We start from the raw sequence: 22,888 nt of genomic DNA on the forward strand, positions 1-22,888 counted from the left end.
TTGCTGCCTGGTGTTCAGGCTCACACCTTGAAGCGGTGCACCAGTGCCAGCAACTGGCGGTTGGACCCCAGCAGGGTGGCGGCGCTCTGCTCCGTGTTGCCGCCGTTCTCCACCAGGAGGTTCAGCATGTCGCGAATGCTTACCATGTTGCGGTTGATCTCCTCGGTCACCCGGCTCTGCTCCTCGGCAGCGGTGGCGATCTGGCTGCTGAGATCGTGGATCTGCACTACGGCGTCGGCCATGGTGTCGAGGCCGCCGGTGACCTGCCCCGTGGTGTCGGCCGCCGCCTGGCAACTGCGCTTGGTCTGCTCCATGGCGACCACTGCCTCGGCGACCCCCTGGGTGAGCCGTGACAACATGCTGCCCACTTCGGCGGTGCTGTTCTGGGTGCGTGCCGCGAGGGCACGCACCTCGTCGGCCACTACCGCGAAGCCCCGGCCCTGTTCACCGGCCCGGGCCGCCTCGATGGCGGCGTTGAGCGCCAGCAGGTTGGTCTGGGCGGCGATGCCGCCGATCACCCCGAGCACGCTGCCGATCTGCTGGGCATCTTCCTGCATCTCCAGCACCTTGGCGGCGGCGAGATCCACCTCGTCGATGAGGGCCACCACGCTGGCGGAGGCCGATCCCACCACCTTGCGGGAGCTGGCCGCCTGACCGTTGGCGGCCTCGGTGAAGCTGGCGGAGTCGTTGGCGTGGCGGGCAACGCTGTCGGCGGTGGAGCTGAGTTCGTTGAGGGCGGTGACGACCTGATCGGTTTCGCTGGCGTGTTCTCCCAGGATCCGCCTGGCCTGCCCGGTCTGCTGATCGAGCTGGGCCAGCTCGCGGGTGATGAGGTCGGTAGCGGCGGTCACCTGCACCATCATTTGTTGCAGGAAGGCGATGAAGCGGTTGACCGACAGGGCGATGTTGTCCAGCTCGTCATGCCCTTTGACCTCGATGCGGGCGGTCAGATCGGCGTCGCCGGCGCTGAGGGCGTCGATGTTGAGTTTGAGAGTCTGCAGGCGGCTGCCAAGCTGGCTGATGGCCAGCACCATGAGCACGAACAGCAGCCCCGCCAGGGGGAGCTGGATGCTCGCCAGGGTGGCGAGCACATCCCGGCTGTCCTGGGTCAGGGTGCGGGTCGGCAGGGCGGTGGCCAGCAGCCAGGGGGTCCCTTCGATGGCCTCCATCAGCAGGGTCTGTTCCTCACCCTGATCCTGGAAGGTGGTGCGCAGCTGCCCCTTGCTCGCATCCTGGCCCAGCAGGCCGCTGATGGCGAGGGCGAAGGGATAGTCGGCGTGGGCGGAGAGGTTGCCGAGCACCACATCCCCGGTCAGACGGGCGTTGCGGCTCAGGATCTTGCCGTCAGCCTCGATGATCATCACCTGACCGCCGATCTCCTGCTCTTTCTTGGCCACCAGGTCGTTGAAGAAGCCCAGGGTGACGTCTATGGTCGACACCCCGTAGAGGGCGCCATCCTGGTAGATCCCCATGGCGCAGTTGGTTCTCGGCTGCTGGCTCGCGCCATCCTTGTAGGCGGCGGCCCAGGCACAGACGCCACGGGGCGCCTGCTGGCCAGCCTTGTGCCAGGGCTGATCGAAATAGTTGGGCGCCTCTGCCGAGTTCCAGTAGGTGTTGGGAATGAGGGCGTTGGACGCATCCCTGTGGAAGAAGGTGCTGAACTTGGCGCGCCCCGCCTCCCGCTTGTCCGGCAGGGGCCAGATGCCGCCACCGAAGACCATGCCGTTGCCGTACTGGTCGATGAGGGCCGGGAGCTGGGCATCTATCTGCTCGCTCGGCAGTTGTGCCACCAGTTGGGTAATGCTGCGCGACTGGGTCTGCACCCCGTTGAGCTGGTCACGGATATCGGTCGCTATCTCGCCGACTCGCAGCGCCACGTTCTCCTCCCCCGCTTTTTGCAGGGCGGGGGTGATCCAGATCTGGATGCCGATCACCGTCAGGGCGCACACCAGCGCCATGAAGCCCAGAAAAACGGCGGTATAGCGCCCCTTGATTGTGCCCAGATTCCATCCCATAACGACTCCTGTCCACTGTGCCCGGGATCGTGCCCGCGTCTGTTGTGTGAGGGACCATTATGATTTATTTCGAAAGTGAAACGTTTGTTATCGCTCACATAACATGATGCGGCCAGGCAGGAAAAGGTGAAAAAACTGGGGGGGGGAGACAAAAAAAGGGTGGCTTGCGCCACCCTGTCGTTTTCGCCGGTGTCGGGGCAGGGCCCCGCCGGATCACGGGTCTGCTTCGGCAAACCGCTTCATCACTTCGACTTACTGATTTGCTTCTGCGAACAGCTTGATCATCTCGACTTACTGGTCTGCTTCGGCAAACGGCTTCATTACTTCGATTTACTGGTTTGCTTCTGCGAACAGCTTGATCACCTCGACTTACTGGTCTGCTTCGGCAAACGGCTTCATTACTTCGATTTACTGGTTTGCTTCTGCGAACAGCTTGATCATCTCGACTTACTGGTCTGCTTCGGCAAACGGCTTCATTACTTCGATTTACTGGTTTGCTTCTGCGAACTGCTTCATCACCTCGGCGTGCTTGATCATACCGTCGGCACGCAGACCAAGGTTCTTCACGAACTCCGCCTTCTTGGCCGGATCTTCAATCTTGTCGTAGCGCTGTTGCAGATGGGCCTGGATCTGTTCCGGGGTCATGTTCTTCATGCGGGCCATCTTGTCGTGGCGGCCGCCATGATGCTTGCCGCCCATCATGCCGGTACCGTCCATGGGGCAACCGGTCGCCGTGGCCTGGGTCGGTTGCGCGGTGGAGACCGCCTCGCTGGCGGCATAGGCGCCCAGCGGCAGGCCGAGGATCAGGGTGGCGGTCAGCAGGGTCTTGGTCAGCTTTTTCATGGGTAACTCCTGTCGGATGTGTACGGGTAGAGGCTCTTTCGCCTTGGTATCCAGTAAACACCGTGGAAGTGTCTGAAATTTGCCAGTAGAGGCCTATTTTGTAGCAGAGTGTGGCACAGGGGCGTGCTGGCACACTTTGACACAACCCGCCCGGTTGATTTTCGTATAATCGCCCCAGCCCGATAACGGAGAGATGATGATGAACCAAGGCAGCCCTCATATTCTGGTGGTCGATGACCACAGCGAGATCCGCGATCTGCTCAAGCGCTTTCTGGAGCAGCATGGCATGCGCGTCAGTTGCGCCCGCGATGGCAAGGAGATGAAGCGGCTGCTGGATGAGCGGGAGTTCGACCTGCTGGTGCTGGATCTGATGATGCCGGGGGAGGATGGCCTCACCCTGTGCCGCGAGCTCAGGGTCAAATCCCGCCTGCCGATCATCATGCTTACCGCCATGGGGGAGGAGACGGACCGCATCATCGGCCTGGAGATGGGGGCGGACGACTACCTCTCCAAGCCGTTCAACCCTCGGGAGCTGCTGGCCCGCATCAAGGCGGTGATGCGCCGCACCCAGGCGGAGAGCCTGCCCGTGCCGGAGACCCTGACCCGGGATCTGCGCTTCGATCGCTGGCTGCTCGACGTCAATCGCCGCGAGCTGGTGGACGAGGAGGGGGTGGGGATGAGCCTCTCCACCGCCGAGTTCGATCTGCTCAAGGTGTTTCTGGAGCGGCCCCAGCGGGTGCTGAGCCGGGATCAGTTGCTGGATCTGGCCCGTGGCCGGGAGGCGGTGGCTTTCGATCGCGCCATCGATACCCTGGTGAGCCGACTGCGGCGCAAGCTGGAGCGGGATCCCAAGAATCCCGAGCTCATCAAGACCATCTGGGGTGGCGGTTACCTGTTCGCCGCCGACGTGACCCAGGAGTGAGGCCGACATGATCAAGCGCGTCTTCGCCAGGCTGCTGCCCAAGGGGTTGACCGGCCAGATAGTGCTGGTGGCCCTGGCGGGGCTGGTGCTGATCCAGCTGCTCAGTATCCAGATCTACCGTTCGGACAGGGAGGAGGCCCTCGGTTACGTCAACAGCCGCAACGCCATGCAGCGGATCATCTCCGTGGTGCGGCTACTCTCCCTCTCGCCCCCATCCCTCTATCACGAGATCCTCAAGGCGAGCCGCAGCGAGACCCTGCTGCTGCGCCTCTCCGACGAGCCGCTGCAACCGGACAACCGCAGCCCCCGCTTCGAGAAGCTGGTGCGGGCCAAGCTCGGTTATCCATCCTCCCTGGCGGTGGAGATCAGCGCCGAGCTGAAGCAGGACATCCAGCGCAGCCGGGCCTGGCAGCACCACAACCGCATGATGAAGGATCGCAACGGCATGCCGCCGCCCCAGGACATGCGGCTCTACGGCTCCATCGAACTGCCCAACGGCGGCTGGCTCCAGTTCAGCTCCCTGGTGGACAAGGAGACGGCGAGCTGGTCCTGGCAGACCACCCTCAACCTGCTGCTGGTGGCGAGCCTGGTGATCGGCCTGATGATCTGGCTGTTCCGCCGGGCGACCCGTCCCCTCAAGCAACTGGCCGCCAACGCCGACAGGCTGGGGCGTGGTGAGGACATCGAGCCCCTGCGTGAGGAGGGGCCCACCGAGATCCGCGAGTCCATCCAGGCCTTCAACCGGATGCACACCCGGCTCGATCGCTTCGTGCAGGACAGAACCCGGATGCTGGCCGCCATCTCCCACGACCTGCGCACCCCCATCACCAGCCTGCGGCTGCGCAGCGAGTTTCTGGCGGACGGGGAAGACAAGGAGCGCTTCCAGCAGACCCTGCAGCAGATGGAGCAGATGCTGGCGGCGACCCTGAGCTTTGCCCGGGAGGAGGGGCAGCAGGAGGCGACCCGGGAGCTGGATCTGGTCAGCCTGCTGGAGAGCCTGTGTGACGACTATGCCGACATGGGCCAGCCCGTCACCTGCCTGGCCGAGGGCAAGCAGGTTTACGCCTGCCGCGCCAACACCCTGCGCCGGGTGCTGCAAAACCTCATCGGCAACGCCATCAAGTACGCAGGGGGGGCCGAGGTCTCTCTGGTGCGCGGTGACGGCGAGTTGCTGATCCTGGTTCGCGATCAGGGGCCGGGGATTGCGGAGAGCCAGTTGGAGGAGGTGTTCAAGCCCTTCGTGCGCCTGGATGAAGCCCGCAACACCGAGTCTGGCAGCGTGGGACTGGGGCTCGCCATCGCCCGCACCCTGGTGCACCAGCACGGCGGTGAGCTCAGCCTTCACAATCGCCAGGAGGGGGGCTGGAGGCGCGGATCAGCCTGCCCCTGTAAGGAACCTGACCAGGAAATGGGGCACCACCAGGGTGCCCTTTTTGCTGCCCGTGGCGAGAGGGAAGCAGGGCAACAGGTCGGCCACCCGGAAACGGGCAACAAAAAACCCGCCGAAGCGGGTTTTTTCAATTCTTGCTGAGGCCCTTGCCCAAAGAGGGGAAGGTGCTCCGGCTTGAATTACTGCGGAACGACGTTCGCAGCAGCCGGGCCTTTCTGGCCTTGCTCGATGGTGAACTCAACGCGCTGACCTTCTTCCAGGGTTTTGAAACCGTTGGACTGGATGGCGGAGAAGTGAACGAACACGTCTTTGCTGCCGTCAGCCGGGGAGATGAAACCGAAGCCTTTCTCGGCGTTGAAGAATTTTACGGTACCAGTCATTTTGGACATGATAATTTCCTTGAGTAGTGATTAGTGAAACGCCACCGGAGCGGCAATCCATGATTTTTCGTCAGAAATACGTATGGGGAGCACTAAAGAAGGAGAATTATCTGGCAAGAATTATCGGGGATAACTGCCTGCACAAATCACTGCTTTAAGATGACTGCCTAACATAATCAGGTCTGAACTACCGAACCATCGAAAACGATTAGAACACGCACATCCCGTCATGGCAATCTTTATCTTGGTATTCATTTCTGACGGTGATGGCTGGATCGGCGTTTTATCCGGATGAGCGTCTGCTGCCAGGCGCCTCCTGCTGCCCTTTTCAGCGTAATGACATCACGCTCTGCCAGCCGCTTTTTTTCAGCAGAGTCTTCTGCGTGCATTCATGCTGCCGTTACCGTCTGCCACGGTATTTGTTGCTGACGGAATCGGACCAGTTGAAGGTGTCGGGCAGTACTTGGGCACTGGCTCGCTCCTTGGCTTTCTCCCGCGCCAGTGCGGAAGCCGCCTTGGCGGCCTGGGCGCGATCGGCGGCGATCTTCTGGCGTCCTGCTTCGCGGATCTTGTTGCGCTCCCCGTTGGTCAGGGTGTGATCAGCATTGGCCTGGGCCTTTTGCACCAGCAGGGCAATCTCGGCTTTCTCGGCCTCGGTCAGATCCTTCATTTCCAGCTTCTTCATGACGCGCTCCTGCGATCGTTGAATGCCCACCCTAACACACATCCATCGGAGACAGGCTGACCATCCGTCCCCGGATGCAAAAAGTGTCGCCCGGTCGTCATTTCCGGGGGAGCACGCTAAGGGAACGCCTGCCTGGCAGGCGCTGCCGGGAGGCTGGATCCCGGCGGAAGATTGGGAGTATGCTGAGGCCAGTGCGATCCCCGATCGTCACTGTTGGCGTACTGAAATCCACGATTCGGCTGACATGCTGGAACACCCGTTCCAACTGTCCAGGTAACCTTTTTGGAGTCTGATGATGAGCAACAAAGAACAGCATCACGGCAAAGATGCCAAGAAAAAACCGCAGATGTCACTGAAAGAGAAACGCGAAGCCAAACGTCAGAAAGCAGAGCTGAAAAACGGCAGCGCGATGAAGTAACGCTCCATCCACTGCGGCTCCCTGGAGCCGGTATCAAGCCAGTCCATCATGGGCTGGCTTTTTTGTCTCCGGCAGTAGAGGTGGTGCCATAGGCGGCAAAAATCCGCTCATAGCGCCCGTCCGCCTTCATCTTGGCGAGCTGTCTGTCGAACCATTGCCGGTGGCCCGCCTCGCGAAAGGCGAAGTGGTAGTGAGTCGGGGGAAGAGGTCGTGCTGTCTGACCTTGTCCTTGGGATAGCGGTCGCCCTCCTGGTCATCCCCGAGCAACTGCGCCAGATAGTAGTAGAACACCCGTTGTTCCAGGATCACGGCATCGGTGCGCCCGAGCAGGAGCCGCTGTACCTGTCCCTCCTGCCTCGCCACCTCTTCATAACGGGGGTTCTGGTCGACGATGTCGGAGAAGGTCGTTCCCAGGATCTGCCGTGCACGCTGGAAGGCACTGACTCGCAGGGTCTGCAAATCCTTCATGGTGTGGACTGCCGTCGGCGCCAGGGTAAAGACCCGGTTGTGGAAGGTGATCACCGGCTGTGAGAGGTAGGCGCTTTCCAGCATGCCGGGTTTGACGTTGATGATGGCGTCCAGCTTGCCTTCCTCCAGCATCCTGAAGGTGCGCTCCAGGGGAAGATAGACGACCTGCAGCTCATGGGGGCTGCCTGCGAAGGCCTCTCGCATGAGATCGAGTTCGATGCCCCTGTCTTCGTGGCTGATGACATAGGGAGGAATGGCAAAGCTGACTCCCACCCGCAGCGGCTCCGCGGCAAGGTGGCTGCCGAACATCAGCAGGGCGAGGCACAGCAGACGACTCAAGTAGTTCATGCAGGTTCCCGAAGGGAGAAATCGTCTCGATGATAGCCACAAGCCTGGACGAAGGGGACGTAAAGCGCGGGAAAGTGGCAGCAACATGGTCGTCGGGGAGGTGAATGCGTCAGAAACAGGTAAAAAAAGGCCCTGATGAATCAGGGCCTGCCGCAGGGGATCAAAAGGGTAATACATGTAAAAAATCGCTGCTGAGTGAGTGACTGAGTGAGTGGCAATGAATTTTTTACTATATATTTCAATGCATAACACCTTTTCTTACACTTCTGGTTGCTCACCTTAAAATGACACTTTTTAAAGATATGTAAGAAAAGGTATGAAAATGCGTGTTCATACCTGTTTATTCTTACACTTTTTGGTTGTCCTCACCAGAACCCTCACCACATGAGCCTTACCAGCTCAAAAGAGAGAACCACGCACCGAGTTGCTGAGTGACCTTCTCGCAAAGCTGTTCGCACCCGTCCCGGTAAACAGACGAAGCTTTTGCTGAGCTGAGTGAGAGTTGGGCGGGTGACCTAGTGGCATATGGACGCCAGATCCGGGAGCGGGTACAGCAGTGGACAGGGCTGACGGTCGGTGTTGGTATCGGCCCCACTAAAACCCTAGCCAAACTCGCCAACTATGCCGCAAAAAAATGGCCCGCCACCGGAGGGGTGGTCGATCTGCGCGATGAAACACGCCGCGCCAAACTGATGGCGATCACCCCGGTAGACGAGGTCTGGGGAATTGGTCGCAAACTCACCACCAAGCTGTCAGCTCAGGGCATCAACACCGTGGCTGATCTGGTAGCGGCTGATGCTAAGAGTCTTCGGCACCGTTACGGGGTCGTTGTCGAGCGCACGGTGCAGGAGCTGTGCGGGATCCCCTGCGCCGAGCTGGAGCAACTGGCACAGGCCAAGCAACAGATAATTTGCAGCCGATCCTTTGGGGAGCGCATCACCGCCTTCGGCCCCATGCGGGAGGCTCTCGCTGGCTACATGGAGCGGGCAGCTGAGAAACTCAGGACAGAGGGCATGTGCTGCCGCCATGTCACAGTATTCATTCGTTCGAGCCCGTTTGCGGAGCGGGAAACACATTATGCCAACCAGATCTCCATGCTGTTGCCGATACCCACAGCCGACACCCGTGAGTTGCTAGCCCAGATCGAGCCGCTGCTGAGCAGGATCTGGTTGGATGATGTTCGCTATATGAAGGGCGGCGTCATGCTGGCGGACTTCTCCCCGAAAGGCATGCAGCAAGGGGGTCTATTCGGCAGCGAACAGCAGGATCCCCGTAGCGATGCACTCATGCAGGTGATCGATAGGATTAACCAGGGGCGGTTGGGAAAGGTCTACTTTGCATCCCGAGGCCGAGATACCAGCGAATGGATGATGAAACGCGAACAACTCAGCCCCCGCTATACCACCAGTATCAAAGGGATCCCGGTGGTGAAGGCATGAGCACAACCATGAAAGTTAACCTCCTCTCCTAGCTACAAACCACTATCAATGCGTTGCAAACTTCTGGTGGTCAATCCGCAACATGAGCAGGTATCTTACTTAGCGGTATCACCGTTTATTTTCACGTAGCTTAAAGAGAAGATCTAACTTTTCATCCTCATCAAGTTGCTCAAATAGACAAACCAATTCCGCACTAAGATCATCTTCGCAAAAAAAATAACTCAGCGGCTTTCCCAGTACATTGGCAAGTTTTCGCATTGTATCAATGTCTGGAACGTGGCGACCTCTCTCATAGTGATTCATGCGACCACTAGCAGAACTATCATCCATACCGGCCCTTACCCCAAGCTCCTTTTGGGATATACCTGCTTTTTTACGCGCCTGCTTGAGTCTCTCTGGGAATGGGTTTTTGTACAATGTTTGTTCATCACAAAGTTCTCATATGTATAGATTGTCTAAGTTTCACCTGTCTCTGTATACTTAGCAATCCTAAGTGTTGTGGTTGTGGAAATTTTATGCAGAATAAAAATGTTTACAAAATCAGTAACAAGTTTTATCAAGTTTTACTCAAAATGACTGGTCTAAAAATAAGCAGGAAAGAGCTGATACGATTGGCTATGGAGGTCAATGACTTGGCTGTGTATCAGGCATCAGGCTTGGTTGACCGCCATGTATATAGCTTGAAAAAACAGGATGCAGTGAAAGCTAATGGGCCAAAAAATAATCGGCATTATATTTTTTCAGATGATCTTCTGGGCAGTTTACAAGCATCAATCAAAGGCGATAATTATGATCTAGCAAGTGAGTTGAGGTCTCTGGAAGAAGAGCTTCTGTTGACTCGTTATGAGTTACAAGCCTACCGCGAGATACTTGAAAAACTACCTCAAGAGAAGCAAAAAATTACTTGTTTGCATAAAAATGCATCAGAAAAAATCTACCGGTTGAATGGGAAAATTAGAGCGGTAAGTCAATTGGTGATGATGTAATTAAAAGGTATAAATGAAAGAGGCGTTTTATCGAAAAGAAGCATACCTGAGTCGGCCATAGCGCAAGAAGCGATGCCGCCAACGGAAGGCGGTGGCCAATAGATACTGTGTTCCTAGGCGGCTTATTGATTTGAACAAATTATGTGCATTTTGTGCTGAGCTACTAATGAAAATACCTGCTGTTACGGCTCAACGATAAGGATGACCCGATGCAGAATCTTGTATTGAGGAAAGCAACGCATGAAGATATGGACGACATACTGCGTTTGCAAATTCCCGTGTTCAAGGGAGAGCAGGGGATCCCTGACGAATTGATCCCTATTCCAGCTGAAAAATCGCCACAATGGTGGTGTGCAATTATGAACTCCACAATTGTTGGTGCCGTTGCAGCCTGGAAATAATGCGATGAAACTCATTGGGGGCGATTTGCAACAATGCAAAATTTCAGAGGGTATCAAATAGGTTCTAGCTTGGCTCGGTTTTCACTGCACGAACTTTTCGCACAATCTGTAGATGAAATCCATATGGATGCAAGAGATATCATCGTTAAGACCTTAAACCGAATGGGTGGCTTAGGGAAGGTGCGAACAAGTCCCTGATATGAGATCATGTTTGTCATCTGGAGCCATGAAAAAGGGTTCATCATGAGTCATCAACTTACCTTCGCCGACAGTGAATTCAGCAGTAAGCGCCGTCAGACCAGAAAAGAGATTTTCTTGTCCCGCATGGAGCAGATTCTGCCATGGCAAAACATGGTGGAAGTCATCGAGCCGTTTTATCCCAAGGCTGGTAATGGCCGGCGACCTTATCCGCTGGAAACCATGCTACGCATTCACTGCATGCAGCATTGGTACAACCTGAGCGATGGCGCGATGGAAGATGCTCTGTACGAAATCGCCTCCATGCGTCTGTTTGCCCGGTTATCCCTGGATAGCGCCTTGCCGGACCGCACCACCATCATGAATTTCCGCCACCTGCTGGAGCAGCATCAACTGGCCCGCCAATTGTTCAAGACCATCAATCGCTGGCTGGCCGAAGCAGGCGTCATGATGACTCAAGGCACCTTGGTCGATGCCACCATCATTGAGGCACCCAGCTCGACCAAGAACAAAGAGCAGCAACGCGATCCGCAGATGCATCAGACCAAGAAAGGCAATCAGTGGCACTTTGGCATGAAGGCCCACATTGGTGTCGATGCCAAGAGTGGCCTGACCCACAGCCTAGTCACCACCGCGGCCAACGAGCATGACCTCAATCAGCTGGGTAATCTGCTGCATGGAGAGGAGCAATTTGTCTCAGCCGATGCCGGCTACCAAGGGGCGCCACAGCGCGAGGAGCTGGCTGAGGTGGATGTGGACTGGCTGATCGCCGAGCGCCCCGGCAAGGTAAGAACCTTGAAACAGCATCCACGAAAGAACAAAACGGCCATCAACATCGAATACATGAAAGCCAGCATCCGGGCCAAGGTGGAGCACCCATTTCGCATCATCAAGCGACAGTTCGGCTTCGTGAAAGCCAGATACAAGGGGTTGCTGAAAAACGATAACCAACTGGCGATGTTATTCACGCTGGCCAACCTGTTTCGGGCGGACCAAATGATACGTCAGTGGGAGAGATCTCACTAAAAACTGGGAATAACGCCTTAAATGGCGAAGAAACGGTCTAAATAGGCTGATTCAAGGCATTTACGGGAGAAAAAATCGGCTCAAACATGAAGAAATGAAATGACTGAGTCAGCCGAGAAGAATTTCCCCGCTTATTCGCACCTTCCTTAGTTGTGGGAGACTCAATGCCATTTTATCGAGGGACGGTGACACCCATGATATTAACCAGAAGTGGTTTAATATTTAATAGATAAAATACTGACGATACATGTATATCCGACATTCCGCACCTGATTTAGGAATAAATTTGCCGATAGCGCTCACCCAATACCTCCAAAATGATCTGCTGGTCTCCTGTTAGCTCCGTTACTTGTGGCGGAGCTTCTCCCAGTCGATATTCATGGATGCCACCAAAGCGCAAAAAGATCCAACGGGCCGTCGGCTGCTGGGTCGGTTTCTTTTTCATATCCGCCACACTGCGATTCTGCTCCACTAATCCCTGCCGGATCCGGTGCTCCAACGCTGCGTAAATCATCAGGCTACAGGTCATCACCATGAGCAACGCTTCAATCCGCTCCGGCTTTTTCAGGTACAGTGAGGAGGTTAAAAACTCCGGGCTCTTGAGAAAACGAAAGCCCCGTTCGACATTCTGCTGCGCTTTATAGGTGGCCAAAAGTTCGGCCATGGTCAGCGTATCGCTGTGGTCATTGGTCGCCAGGATGAACACCCCGGTCTGGTTGTGGGCCTCTTCAACGCAAGCCAGGCTAGTTGCCGCCAACCCAGTGATTTGAAACTGATGGCCAATTGGCTCTTCGCCACGCTTGGGTCTGCCACGTCCTGTATAAACGGGTTCACCTACCACTTCGGCATCCAGTTGCAGCAGCATCAAGCTGGCGGTAAAACAGCTCAACTCAGCTTGGGCATCCGCCTCACAAGCAAAGCGTCGGGCACACAATTTGGCGAAGGCTTTGAGCTCGCGGGTACTGTCTTTGAGCAGGTTTTTGGCCAATGTCTGCTGCTCGCGGTGGCTGGCTTGTTCGCTGCGCACCAGCAACCAACGTTGCGCGACCCCGGCATAATTCGCGTGTTGCCAACGGCCATGATAGCCATTGCCCAGAGCGGTCAGCGGTTGTGCACCTATGGTTGCCACGGCCTGCTTTGCCTCATTGAGAGTGACGGGCACCCGGGTCACAAATAGTTGCTGCTGTTGCGCCAGTAATTGCAAGGTATCGGCGCAGTACAGTGCGGCATCGCCGACCAGATAACGGCACTCCTGCGCGGCCTTGAGACTGCTCAAATGGCGACGAACGGTCTGGGCAAAGGCTTTGGTGTCATTACTATTGCCGCTCAGGGCCTGCATATAGACAGGTAGGCCGGCCTGATTTTCACAGATGAGCTCAAGGATCACTTGATTCAGCTCTGGCCGGTGATCACGACTATAACCACGCACCAGTTGCAGCTTACCGACCAGATCCCCATCGGCACAGTCATAGGCGCCATCGACGTGGAAGCTGGTAATATCGAGGTGCACTGCGGTGCTTTTGAGCCCCAGCCGCTCGACAACTTGCGCCGCCATCACCTGATACAAGGCGCTGACATCGGCCTCAAAGAGGGCATCGAGACAGCGACCGAGCACATCATCATTGAGGTCATCAGCACAGATCCCGGGGCCAATCAGGCGCTCAACCGGCTTGTTAGCGAAGAATTGCGGGAACATGTGCAGGGTGCTGCTGTGAAAGCCGAGGCCGTTCACTATCATGGCGACCAAGGCTTCACCATGTGAGACCTTGAAAGGCGGGGTTTTGGGGAGCAAGGCATCGATCATGCGGGCAATGCCCAGTTCCTGGCAGAGTGCGGCGACCAAACCAAGGTGATCGAGGTTACGGATCGAGATAGCGGGTGCGGCCATGATGATCTACCTGCAAAAGAGAGTAATAGATCAGAACGGCCGATCGCCGTCAAGCACTGAAAATAGCAAAATCAGGTGCGGAATGACGGGTATATATTTGAAAACACTATCCATAACTATAAATTAGAGTTGACACATAGATAGCATCATTTATTACCATCCTCAATGGGTGTATGCTTTTTTTCATCTAACTGTGCAGAAAATCCAAATATTAATGATTTCAGCCCGAAATGGAAGGCCATTTCAGCAGAGGTTCTCGCCTGAATATTAAATGCCTCTTGTAATAATGGTGGTGCAGCGTCTATCACATGATTATTTTCTATCTGGTTTGTTGCTTGCTCCTCTAATACTGCACCCAACGTAAAATGGCTGATAGATTGCAGAATGAAAAGAGCCTCCTCGACCGAAAACCCTGCATCGCATAGACAGCGTAGTTGCGCCTCTGCTTGTTCAAACTGGGGGGGCGTAGGAGAGGTCCCTATATGCAATCGGGCTCCATCACGATGGACCAGTAATGCTTTACGGAAACTCAGAGCATTTTCCTGGAGAAACTGCTGCCAACTCTCAGTCGGTAACGGTGCTGAACGGGTGTGATGCTTCGCCAGTATTGCCTCTGAAAGCATGTTCATAAGAGTCTGCTTGTTGCGCACGTGCCAATACAGAGTCGGTTGCTCAATTTTTAGGGACTGCGCCAGCTTACGCGTAGTCAAGCCCTCTAGCCCTTCGCTGTCCAGCAGGGTGAGCGCCATTGAAATTACGTCGTCCAAGCTTAGTCGTGCCATCACTATCTCCTTTTGCTGTTGACAATCTATCACTGATAGAGTTATTTTTCAAACCCTATCATCGATAGAGAACGTTAACTATGAACCGCACTGTGATGATGGCACTGGTCATCATTTTTTTAGATGCTATGGGGATTGGCATAATTATGCCTGTCTTGCCGGCGTTATTACGGGAGTTTGTTGGAAAGGCTAATGTTGCAGAGAACTACGGTGTTTTATTGGCGCTGTATGCAATGATGCAAGTGATTTTTGCCCCTCTTCTCGGCCGCTGGTCAGATCGCATAGGTCGTCGCCCTGTATTGTTACTTTCACTTTTAGGTGCAACACTGGACTACGCATTAATGGCAACAGCCAGCGTAGTGTGGGTGTTGTATTTGGGACGCTTAATTGCTGGTATTACCGGTGCGACTGGAGCTGTTGCAGCCTCAACAATTGCCGATGTCACACCTGAGGAATCCAGGACACATTGGTTTGGTATGATGGGTGCCTGTTTTGGTGGCGGTATGATTGCTGGACCAGTCATTGGTGGTTTTGCCGGTCAACTTTCGGTACAGGCACCGTTTATGTTCGCTGCTGCTATTAACGGGCTGGCATTTCTGGTCTCCCTATTCATTTTACATGAGACCCATAATGCTAATCAGGTTAGTGACGAGTTAAAGAATGAAACAATCAATGAAACCACATCCTCCATACGCGAGATGATCTCCCCATTATCGGGATTGTTAGTTGTCTTTTTCATCATTCAATTGATTGGCCAAATCCCCGCAACATTATGGGTTTTATTCGGAGAAGAGCGCTTCGCATGGGATGGCGTAATGGTCGGTGTTTCATTGGCTGTGTTCGGGCTGACACACGCACTGTTTCAAGGACTTGCTGCTGGTTTTATCGCTAAACATTTGGGAGAACGGAAAGCTATAGCGGTTGGCATTTTGGCTGACGGTTGTGGCCTATTTTTATTGGCGGTCATTACACAAAGCTGGATGGTTTGGCCGGTTTTGCTGTTACTAAATAGCTGTTCCGAATAGTAGATCACCGGAGGAAGGGAACTCAGTCCAGTTTGTGCGATCTGATTAGTCGCTAAACAAAACAAGCCACACCCAAAGGACTGAGTTGATGCCTATCCTACCACCTCTGCCACGACCACAACGGCGCCGCATTCACAAAATCATCCATGCCACCCGTGATAAAGGACATGCTCGTCGCTTGATGGCCATCTTGCTGTTACATGAAGGACGCACGATCACCGATGTTCATCACCTTACCGGCGCTGCGCGCTCGACCATCGGTCGTTGGCTTCGGTGGTATCGAGATGAAGGCATAGATGCGCTAGAAGCCTTACCGGCTGGCCGTGCCCCAGTCTTACCTATCGCCAAGATTGTCACCTTACTGGTGCTGCTCATGCAGTTTTCTCCGCAAGATTTTGGTTATCAGCGCAGCCGTTGGTGTACTGAACTATTGGCTATAAAAATCAATCGGTTAACAGGGCTCAATGTGGCAGCCTCCACGCTCCGCCGATGGTTACCTCGTATGGGCATTGTCTGGCGCAGGCCCGTGCCGACCTTGCGGATAAAAGACCCAGCCTATCAGGAAAAAATGGCGAATATCGACGCCGCGCTGGCCCGCTGTGATGCCGATAATCCGGTGTTTTATGAGGATGAAGTCGATATAGACCTCAATCCCAAATTAGGAGCCGACTGGATGTTCAGAGCGCAGCAAAAGCGGGTTGTCACACCGGGGCAGAATGCCAAGCATTATCTGGCAGGCGTTCTCCACGCAGGCAACGGAAGGGTACTTTACGTCAGCGGGATCAAGAAAAACTCATCGCTGTTTATTGCCATGCTGGAAAAGCTGCGCCACCACTACCGACGAGCCAAAACCATCACGTTGATCCTCGATAACTACATCATTCACAAAAGCAAACAGACCGAGCGATGGTTGAAGAAGAATCCCAAGTTCTGCCTGGTGTTCCAGCCAGTTTACAGCCCTTGGGTTAATCACATAGAACGGCTATGGCACAAGTTACATGAAACCATCACGCGCAATCATCAATGCAGAGGGATGGCAAACCTGCTGGCCCGAGTGAAACACTTCATGGATACCGTGTCTCCTTTCCCGGGGAATGGCTATGGCACAGCGAAGGTGTAGCACTATTGGGATCAGTTATTTAGCTTGTGGTGGCATCACACTTCCCGCCTTGCAGGGAATTATATCTGTTCGTGTCGGTCAGGTAGCACAGGGACAATTACAAGGGGTGCTGACCAGTTTGACCCACCTGACAGGTGTAATCGGTCCACTTGTTTTTGCATTTTTGTATAGTGCAACCCGCGAAACGTGGAATGGATGGGTATGGATAATTGGCTGCGGATTATATGTAGTTGCATTGATTATACTGAGGTTTTTCCATCCAGGTAGGGTAATCCACCCGATAAATAAGAGCGATGTACAGCAGAGAATTTGAGCAACAATGCTGTACAGCACCGTAAATTCTGGCGCCCTACTCGGTGGATAGAGGTGAGCTGGTAGGTGGGTCTGGGATTGCGATCCATTAATCATCCTTTGGCAGCAACCGAGATAGGCCCACTTGAGCCGGTAGTTCCCCGATGACCTCAATCTTCCAACCCGTCATATTGGCCCGACACATGTGATAATGGTGCGCGATGTTGGCCTGCGCTTGCAAGGCGTGACGGGCTTTATCTAGTGCCTCAGTTGCATTGATGCCAATGCGGTTTAGCAGGAGTTCAACGCGGGTCTCCAGTTGCCTGCGTTCATGGGGGGAGAGTACCCCGGCCATTACCTTTGGCGCTACGTAAAGGCGGGCGTCGTCTTGCGAAATAGTCTTCAAGACACCGCGAGCGTACTCATTGGCGAGAGTGACCTCCTGGGCCATGTATTTGTGCATGAGGTGACCCTCTTCGAGGCGCATGATCACCTCGTTGACGTTGTAGTGACTGTGTTCCTCCAGATAGTCACGGACAAGGAGCTTATGGGCCAGCGCGATGACATCAGCCCGCTCGATATCGTTAGTGAGCCGAAGGCGTAATTCGGTTGCGCTGGCTAATTTGCCCATCGCGGCAGAAAGCAGACGACCACGTTGCGCCTGACCGGGGGACTCATCGCGACCGATAACTCCGGTTGGCAGGAATTTATCGGCTATCTCGCGGCTGACGGTGACGCGAATGCGGCTATTTTCCACGGTGAGGGTTTGATGCTTCATGTTACTGCTCCTGAGTCTGTCCGATGCCCGCGCCCACGGGGCCATGCCTATCATAATTGCGAGAGGCCTTTCGTGGGTAATTACACTGACTTGACCACTTACTTTGCACCCAGCCTTTTTAGAGAAGGTTCTTATGGCTGGATTTGCATCAGTGGTTAGGGGTGACGGCCATTGCCGACCTTGGGATAGATGGGCGTAATGATGACCAGCATCCAGGGCCAGGGAAGCAGTTACTCTATTCAAGAGAGGAAAACTTCTTTACGGGTCTGGCGGCGTTTGCTGTTGAACTCGTAATCAGCGAAGGTCAATTGATGACTCACGTTGGAGTTCGTTCTTGGTACAAAAGAGACTCTGGTGGTACTATGTCAAGGCCTTGTAAGGTATTGATTTTTAAGGTTCTAGCCCTTCCGATCGCTCAGCTACGGGCACATCTTGCTACGCAAGAGCACGGAATAAGCCGTGGACAACGCTGCGCGTTGACGCACCGCTTATCTCCGCTTGTACCCGTAGTCGCTCCCCAAGGGAATCAATCTCCTCTCATTTCTTCAACAGATCACGCAGATAGCTGTTCCGGTTATGGGCATTGCTGGGCGCTTTGGTGATGGCTGCAAACTCAGCTGTGCTGCCCACGATATGGACCTCATGCTCGGCCCTGGTTATTGCGGTATAGAGCCAGGCCCTGTCAACGATCCTCCCCTTTTGCAGCGCGATGATGATGCGTGGGAACTGCGAACCCTGAGCTTTATGGAGTGTGATGCAGTAGCCCAGCCTCATACAGTCCAGCAGGGATTGGGTGACATACACGCTCTCGCCTGTGTCCAGTTCAACCACTCCGTAGTCATCTCCAGCCCCGACAGCGCGAGTTAGCGTTCCGAGCGAGCCATTTTGAATGCCTTTCTCGTAATTGTTCTGAGTGAAGAGGATCACATCTCCTTGGCGCAAATCGTTGCGGCGGTAGGTTTCGCCATACATCTCAAATATCATCCGAGCACCATCAGGGTTGACGGCCTCCTGAATAAGATTATTGATCTCCGCCACCATAGCGGTGGTCGCACCTACCACTCGGCTGTTCTCGGGGGATTGCTGATATAACTCGGCACAGACTTGGGCGATCCTCTCTTTGGATGTTTCGTGGAAATAGACGTTACCCATGCTCAAGTGCTCCGGTATGAGACCTTGATTGACCTGCATAGAGTATTCAGGAATGCCTGTGGCTCCCTTCTGGCGTTTAACGATGTCCAGGGTCACGTTCGCAATGGCCTGTGATGCAACGATATCGGCTAGCACCTTGCCACATCCTATCGGAGGTAGCTGGTTTGGGTCACCCGTGAATATGATCCGCACGGTGGGGTGCAGATGGTTGGTGAGCCGATACATGGTGGGCAGGTCGATCATGGATGCTTCATCGATTACCAGCAGATGGCTGGGAAACCCATCAGATGGTTCTATGGGCTCTTGCCGCAACAAGGCGGAAATGGTCATCGTCCTAAAGCCTATCGACTCGTATAGGCGCATTGCTGCGCGTCCAGAAAGGGCGACAGCATGCACCTCAAAGCCCATTTTGCCATAGGCCCGCAGTGCCGTTCTGAGCACTGTGGTTTTGCCAGTTCCTGCGCCCCCCGTGATGCAACTCACCGCATTGTTTAGCGCGGTGAGCACCGCTTCATTTTGCATCGCGGTCAATTCATAGGGCAGCTCATTAACCGCTGCGAGAAACGCAGCATTGGTGGACTCATCGTAACGATTTTGCTGTTTAGCAAGTTTCAACAGCCGCTTGGCAACAACAGTCTCCATCAGCAATTGTGCGGTAGGGTGATAGGTGCCTGCTTCATGGTTCAGCACATACTGGGCTTGGTGGTAACCAGCCTTGAATGCTTGTGCTGCCAACTCGCCGTCACCAAGCAATTTGGTCAGCAGGGGGCGAAGCCTGGCCTGCGTGGTGTAGGTGTGGCCTTTTTCCACTTCCGCGTGGATGGTGAACTCCAGGGCGGCACTCAGCCTCGTCGGATCTTTTAGTTCTACCTCAAACTTCGTTTGAGAAAGCGCATCCACGTCTTCAAACCCCATCCCGAAGCCGACCAGTAGGTAGGGATTCGCTTTGATTGCATCAACGGAGCTTTCGCCATGAAATTTCAAGATCCGCTGCTGAATGGGTGAGGGAATCCGACACTCTGCCATCCAATTGCAGTGGTTCAGATTTTTGTATTTTGCGTAGCCGTTGAACAGGGCATCAATAGATACATCACTCAGAATACCCTTGAGGCGCTCTCTGGACTCTGGTGTGTCGGTGCGCAGGGTGGCGTGAAATTGCTCACCGAGTAGTTGCCATAACGCCCTGGCTTTACCGAGGCCAATTCCCTTGAAATCAGGCTCCTTGGCAATGAACTGGATCAGCTGCTCACCTGTCTCCGGCAGGGTGCATATCACGTGCTCAGGTGATTCATAGGTATGTTGCTGCATCACAACATCACCAATCTCGACCCTCTCAATGAGAGGTTTGCCATGGACTGTCCATTGCTGGCCCTGTGACGGTTGTGCCGGAAGAGTGTCAGGCCGCGCTTTAATGGTCACATAGTATTTGCCATCCTTGATCTGGCTGGTCTCGTCATTAAGTGGTATTCCAGAGAAAATCACGTAGCTGGATGAGCTATATGGGATACTGGTAACACGAAATAGTTCGGAATGGAGAGATTGGTTCATCGTGGCAAGATCCCCATTTCGGCCAATGTCTCAGATAGCTCACCGAAGCGCTCCAGTCTGGCTTTTAGTTCCCTTAGCTGCGCTTTCAGTTCAATATTCTCCTGCTCCAATATTGATACACGTTTGGTATCAAGTAGGCGTCGATGAGTCGTAGGGTCGTATACCTTTGGATGAGCTACACTCGCTATGGCCTGAGCGGTGAGTGGCGGAAGCACCCCGTGTTCCCTAAGCTGGTCTTCCAATTTCTGCAATTGCCTACGAAGCTCAGGGTTCTGCACTAAGGCAGAGCGGCCACAGCCAATAGCTTTCGTGATTTCACTGCGGCTGAGGCTGCCCCTGTAACTTAATTGTCGATACGTCTCATCAGTCTGGGTTGCCATCCATAGTTCAAACGCCTGGACGGTTGCTTTGGCTTTTTCTGTACCACTCGCCATTATTGACCTCCTGTGCGGCGTTTAACTTCTATAAGCGGCTTTCCAAGCATATCCTGTAATTTTTTTAGCTCGGCACTATCTGTTGGAAAATTATCAATTGATGTCATTCTGACACCATGCATGTAAGCATTATATTGCCATACTATGAAACGCTGTTTGTATGCATCATTCAAACTATTTAATCTGGCTAATTCATTCTCTAAAAGAGCAACCTTTTTTATAAGATACTCAAGCGTTACATCACGCTCTTTGGTAGGCTCAGGTTGAGAAAAACGTTCTTTTAAAAATGTCTTTCTTCGCGAGTATGCATCTTGAATATCTTTGTAAGAGGATAATGATTGACGTTGGACGCCACCTTTAACATCAATCATTATGGCAACTTTTTGACAGAGCAAGTCCCAAGTTAACTTTCCTTCCCAAGTATTAATTAGACCTAGTATATTAGGCAGGTTTTTTTCTGTGATAACTATTTTAGGCATAACAAATCACCCATAATATTAAACGCTTTAGAATCGATAGAGTCAGGCGATTGAACTTCAATATTAAGCCCCTTCTCTAAAAGAACAACCTTGGCTGGCGAGGGATCATATACATCAGGAATACGAATGGGGGTGCCATCAAGAACATTTTCATCCTCTAATAGCCGGATCTTTGTTCTAATATGAGCAAGTCGCCAACCGTGTGAGCTAACCCAGCGGTCAGCACCAAAGGCCCCCATTTTATGGCTTTGCTGTGCTTTTTCGAGTTGAGCTGCCACTTGAACTTCTCGTACTTTCAACAGCTCCAATGAGCTACTGAAGCCTTTGATACAGACCAATTCTTTGCAGGTTTCACAGTCACCGTTTCGCTGACATGGAATCATGGCAAAATCATGTTCACACACGCCTAGCTCTGTTACTATCGCTGCACCAGTAAGGTTCTTTCCGATTTCCTCGAAACTAATTGGAAGGTTACATTTTATTTTTTCCAACGTGTTTGCATTTTCAGGGATAGTAATAACTGCAATTGCATTGGACTTTTCTTCTTCTGTGCGATGATCATAGCTGGCATTATCAGCAACTCTTGCTCTCCCTGCCCAGTTTGCAAGCGTCAACTCATCCATCCCACCCCGTTCAGCTTTGGTACTGAGCCAATGCCTAGCTTGATGGGATGTTATATCGGGTTGTGAGCCATCCTCTCGTAATATGTTATGTTTCTTCCAAAGGTGGACTCCTTTTCTGGCCTCAGACCTAGAAATCCTTGCATTAATTATGTTCACCGTAGGTAAAACAAACGAGTGTTGAATAACATCATGTTCCGCATGTAACTCACGGTCTCTATATAGTAACAAAGCCTCTGAGGCCTTAACTTTTTTTGCGTTATCAACAAAAGGCCAGTTAACCAATTTACTGATATACACCATACTCCCATTGTTATCTGGATGCGTTTCTGCATACATCGCAGCCTCCCGTGCAGGCATGCTAATTTTTTTCAATCGTTCGATAGCTTCCAAAGCTACATCTTGCATGACAGTAGGAACCCATTTAATCCCTTCGTTGCCATTTTTGGCAGGCACCCAACGTATTCCAAGTTTAAGTTCTCCGCTGCGATTCTCCTCCCATACAGTACAATCTATAGGCAATGAGAATAACTCAGAGCATCGGGATGGTGCTTGCATGAGCAATGCTATTGCAGAAGTAAAATATTCTGCTTCAATACCTAATGAAGGTGCGTCATGAAATAACTTAGCAAATAACATCATATCCTCTTCTGAGGGCAATTTATTTTTACGATGTTCTTTTCCATTCTCGTCAAGTTGAATAGTTAAATCTTTTACTTTTTGATATGGATTTGACCACCCAGGAAGACTCGGTGTTATAAAGTTGTCACGGCAGAAATTAAGAAGAAGCTCCATTTGATAGCCCGCTTTATTTCGACCTGCCAGATTTGATATGCGTCTATTAAAAATATCGCCTAGCCTTTCTAAAACTAGGCCATCGAGCATCAGAATATCTGCTTTATGTTTTGATAGAATCAATGCTTCTTCAAGTATTCGAATAGCTTCGAAATGTCTGTGAAGAGTTGTTATGGGTTTTAATGCGTAAATGTAGCGAATGTATGCTTTTGCAAAATCAATAAATGGTGCACCTAGGGGAGAGAAACTATAGGAAGTTGATGGCTCTAAATTTGTGGAGAAACGGGCAACAACACGGCGAGTATTGTGAAAAGTGTGCCATAAATTATGATCCCAGCAATCTTCACCGAAAACAGTTAATTTGTTTTTGCTACTTTGAATGAATTTTTCTAGATTTGCTTCTGAATTCAGTTCTATCGCAGGCTTAAAATGGAAAATGTTACTGTCCACTGACTAT

General features: G+C 53.2%; 19 protein-coding genes and 6 pseudogenes. 11 read left to right on the forward strand and 14 right to left on the reverse strand.

Annotated elements, in window-relative coordinates:
* Positions 1-20: 20 nt before the first annotated feature.
* Positions 21-2,015, reverse strand: coding sequence for a methyl-accepting chemotaxis protein (locus C2U47_RS23525; RefSeq protein ID WP_043154966.1), 1,995 nt, complete (start codon positions 2,013-2,015; stop codon positions 21-23).
* Between the two features lie 486 nt (positions 2,016-2,501).
* Positions 2,502-2,858: a hypothetical protein gene (locus C2U47_RS12155; protein WP_010675900.1), complete on the reverse strand. Its 357-nt coding sequence runs from the start codon at positions 2,856-2,858 to the stop codon at positions 2,502-2,504.
* 199 nt (positions 2,859-3,057) lie between these two features.
* Here C2U47_RS12155 and C2U47_RS12160 point away from each other — a divergent pair, with 199 nt between their 5' ends.
* Positions 3,058-3,780, forward strand: a complete 723-nt coding sequence (locus tag C2U47_RS12160) for a response regulator (protein WP_010675899.1) — start codon at positions 3,058-3,060, stop codon at positions 3,778-3,780.
* A 7-nt stretch (positions 3,781-3,787) separates the two neighbouring features.
* Positions 3,788-5,172: pseudogene (locus C2U47_RS12165) on the forward strand (ATP-binding protein).
* A gap of 177 nt (positions 5,173-5,349) precedes the next feature.
* Here C2U47_RS12165 and cspE read toward each other — a convergent pair.
* Both cspE and yjbD read right to left on the reverse strand, forming a co-directional pair.
* Positions 5,350-5,559: a transcription antiterminator/RNA stability regulator CspE gene (gene cspE / locus C2U47_RS12170; protein WP_010675897.1), complete on the reverse strand. Its 210-nt coding sequence runs from the start codon at positions 5,557-5,559 to the stop codon at positions 5,350-5,352.
* A 391-nt stretch (positions 5,560-5,950) separates the two neighbouring features.
* Positions 5,951-6,235: a DUF3811 domain-containing protein gene (gene yjbD, locus C2U47_RS12175; protein ID WP_042879473.1), complete on the reverse strand. Its 285-nt coding sequence runs from the start codon at positions 6,233-6,235 to the stop codon at positions 5,951-5,953.
* Positions 6,236-6,527: 292 nt separating this feature from the next.
* On the opposite strand from yjbD, the gene C2U47_RS23530 reads away from it, so the two are divergent.
* Positions 6,528-6,653, forward strand: a complete 126-nt coding sequence (locus tag C2U47_RS23530; RefSeq protein ID WP_257520123.1) for a hypothetical protein — start codon at positions 6,528-6,530, stop codon at positions 6,651-6,653.
* A 46-nt stretch (positions 6,654-6,699) separates the two neighbouring features.
* Here the strand turns inward: C2U47_RS23530 and C2U47_RS12185 are convergent.
* A pseudogene (locus C2U47_RS12185) lies at positions 6,700-7,469 on the reverse strand (substrate-binding periplasmic protein).
* Between the two features lie 485 nt (positions 7,470-7,954).
* On the opposite strand from C2U47_RS12185, the pseudogene C2U47_RS23760 reads away from it, so the two are divergent.
* Both C2U47_RS23760 and C2U47_RS23765 read left to right on the forward strand, forming a co-directional pair.
* A pseudogene (locus C2U47_RS23760) lies at positions 7,955-8,077 on the forward strand (Y-family DNA polymerase); the annotation flags it as partial.
* Positions 8,078-8,161: 84 nt separating this feature from the next.
* The gene (locus tag C2U47_RS23765) at positions 8,162-8,908 is read left to right on the forward strand and encodes a DinB/UmuC family translesion DNA polymerase (protein WP_113725460.1); all 747 of its coding nucleotides are present in this window, start codon (positions 8,162-8,164) and stop codon (positions 8,906-8,908) included.
* 108 nt (positions 8,909-9,016) lie between these two features.
* Here the strand turns inward: C2U47_RS23765 and C2U47_RS12195 are convergent, their stop codons facing one another.
* Positions 9,017-9,325, reverse strand: coding sequence for a helix-turn-helix domain-containing protein (locus tag C2U47_RS12195; protein ID WP_047440196.1), 309 nt, complete (start codon positions 9,323-9,325; stop codon positions 9,017-9,019).
* Positions 9,326-9,423: 98 nt separating this feature from the next.
* Here C2U47_RS12195 and C2U47_RS12200 point away from each other — a divergent pair, with 98 nt between their 5' ends.
* The 3 genes from C2U47_RS12200 (at position 9,424) to C2U47_RS12215 (ending at position 11,519) form a co-directional block, all read left to right on the forward strand.
* Positions 9,424-9,894: a hypothetical protein gene (locus C2U47_RS12200; RefSeq protein ID WP_017780886.1), complete on the forward strand. Its 471-nt coding sequence runs from the start codon at positions 9,424-9,426 to the stop codon at positions 9,892-9,894.
* Between the two features lie 209 nt (positions 9,895-10,103).
* Positions 10,104-10,295, forward strand: a complete 192-nt coding sequence (locus C2U47_RS12205; protein WP_017780887.1) for a hypothetical protein — start codon at positions 10,104-10,106, stop codon at positions 10,293-10,295.
* 243 nt (positions 10,296-10,538) lie between these two features.
* Complete coding sequence (locus C2U47_RS12215; RefSeq protein ID WP_026141915.1) at positions 10,539-11,519, forward strand: IS5-like element IS5 family transposase; 981 nt, start codon at positions 10,539-10,541, stop codon at positions 11,517-11,519.
* Positions 11,520-11,793: 274 nt separating this feature from the next.
* Here the strand turns inward: C2U47_RS12215 and C2U47_RS12225 are convergent, their stop codons facing one another.
* On the reverse strand, positions 11,794-13,407 hold the full coding sequence (locus C2U47_RS12225; protein WP_049636888.1) for an IS1634-like element ISAs25 family transposase: 1,614 nt from the start codon (positions 13,405-13,407) through the stop codon (positions 11,794-11,796).
* A gap of 146 nt (positions 13,408-13,553) precedes the next feature.
* On the reverse strand, positions 13,554-14,189 hold the full coding sequence (gene tetR, locus C2U47_RS12230) for a tetracycline resistance transcriptional repressor TetR (RefSeq protein WP_017780888.1): 636 nt from the start codon (positions 14,187-14,189) through the stop codon (positions 13,554-13,556).
* 80 nt (positions 14,190-14,269) lie between these two features.
* Here tetR and C2U47_RS12235 point away from each other — a divergent pair.
* From C2U47_RS12235 to C2U47_RS12245, 3 genes and pseudogenes are all read left to right on the forward strand, one after another.
* A pseudogene (locus tag C2U47_RS12235) lies at positions 14,270-15,196 on the forward strand (TCR/Tet family MFS transporter); the annotation flags it as partial.
* A gap of 106 nt (positions 15,197-15,302) precedes the next feature.
* Positions 15,303-16,334, forward strand: coding sequence for an IS630-like element ISAhy2 family transposase (locus C2U47_RS12240; protein WP_001809438.1), 1,032 nt, complete (start codon positions 15,303-15,305; stop codon positions 16,332-16,334).
* A gap of 19 nt (positions 16,335-16,353) precedes the next feature.
* Positions 16,354-16,647 (forward strand): annotated as a pseudogene (locus C2U47_RS12245) (hypothetical protein); the annotation flags it as partial.
* 87 nt (positions 16,648-16,734) lie between these two features.
* On the opposite strand, the gene C2U47_RS12250 reads toward C2U47_RS12245, so the two are convergent.
* From C2U47_RS12250 to C2U47_RS12270, 6 genes and pseudogenes are all read right to left on the reverse strand, one after another.
* A complete protein-coding gene (locus tag C2U47_RS12250) occupies positions 16,735-17,403 on the reverse strand; it encodes a hypothetical protein (protein WP_017780890.1) in 669 nt (222 codons plus the stop codon).
* A gap of 158 nt (positions 17,404-17,561) precedes the next feature.
* Positions 17,562-17,723, reverse strand: a pseudogene (locus tag C2U47_RS23305) (IS5/IS1182 family transposase); the annotation flags it as partial.
* A 217-nt stretch (positions 17,724-17,940) separates the two neighbouring features.
* Positions 17,941-20,103, reverse strand: coding sequence for an AAA family ATPase (locus tag C2U47_RS12255; RefSeq protein ID WP_025202554.1), 2,163 nt, complete (start codon positions 20,101-20,103; stop codon positions 17,941-17,943).
* Entirely contained in the window at positions 20,100-20,537 is a 438-nt protein-coding gene (locus C2U47_RS12260) for a VPA1267 family protein (protein ID WP_025202555.1), read from the reverse strand. Before C2U47_RS12260 ends, C2U47_RS12255 begins: the two co-directional genes overlap by 4 nt.
* On the reverse strand, positions 20,537-21,016 hold the full coding sequence (locus tag C2U47_RS12265; protein ID WP_049866848.1) for a hypothetical protein: 480 nt from the start codon (positions 21,014-21,016) through the stop codon (positions 20,537-20,539). Before C2U47_RS12265 ends, C2U47_RS12260 begins: the two co-directional genes overlap by 1 nt.
* Positions 21,004-22,881, reverse strand: a complete 1,878-nt coding sequence (locus tag C2U47_RS12270) for an integrase (protein ID WP_041207315.1) — start codon at positions 22,879-22,881, stop codon at positions 21,004-21,006. The genes C2U47_RS12265 and C2U47_RS12270 overlap by 13 nt, the downstream gene beginning before the upstream one ends.
* Positions 22,882-22,888 lie beyond the last annotated feature (7 nt).

The organism is Aeromonas sp. ASNIH7, from assembly GCF_002903485.1.
GTDB classification, from domain to species: domain Bacteria; phylum Pseudomonadota; class Gammaproteobacteria; order Enterobacterales; family Aeromonadaceae; genus Aeromonas; species Aeromonas caviae.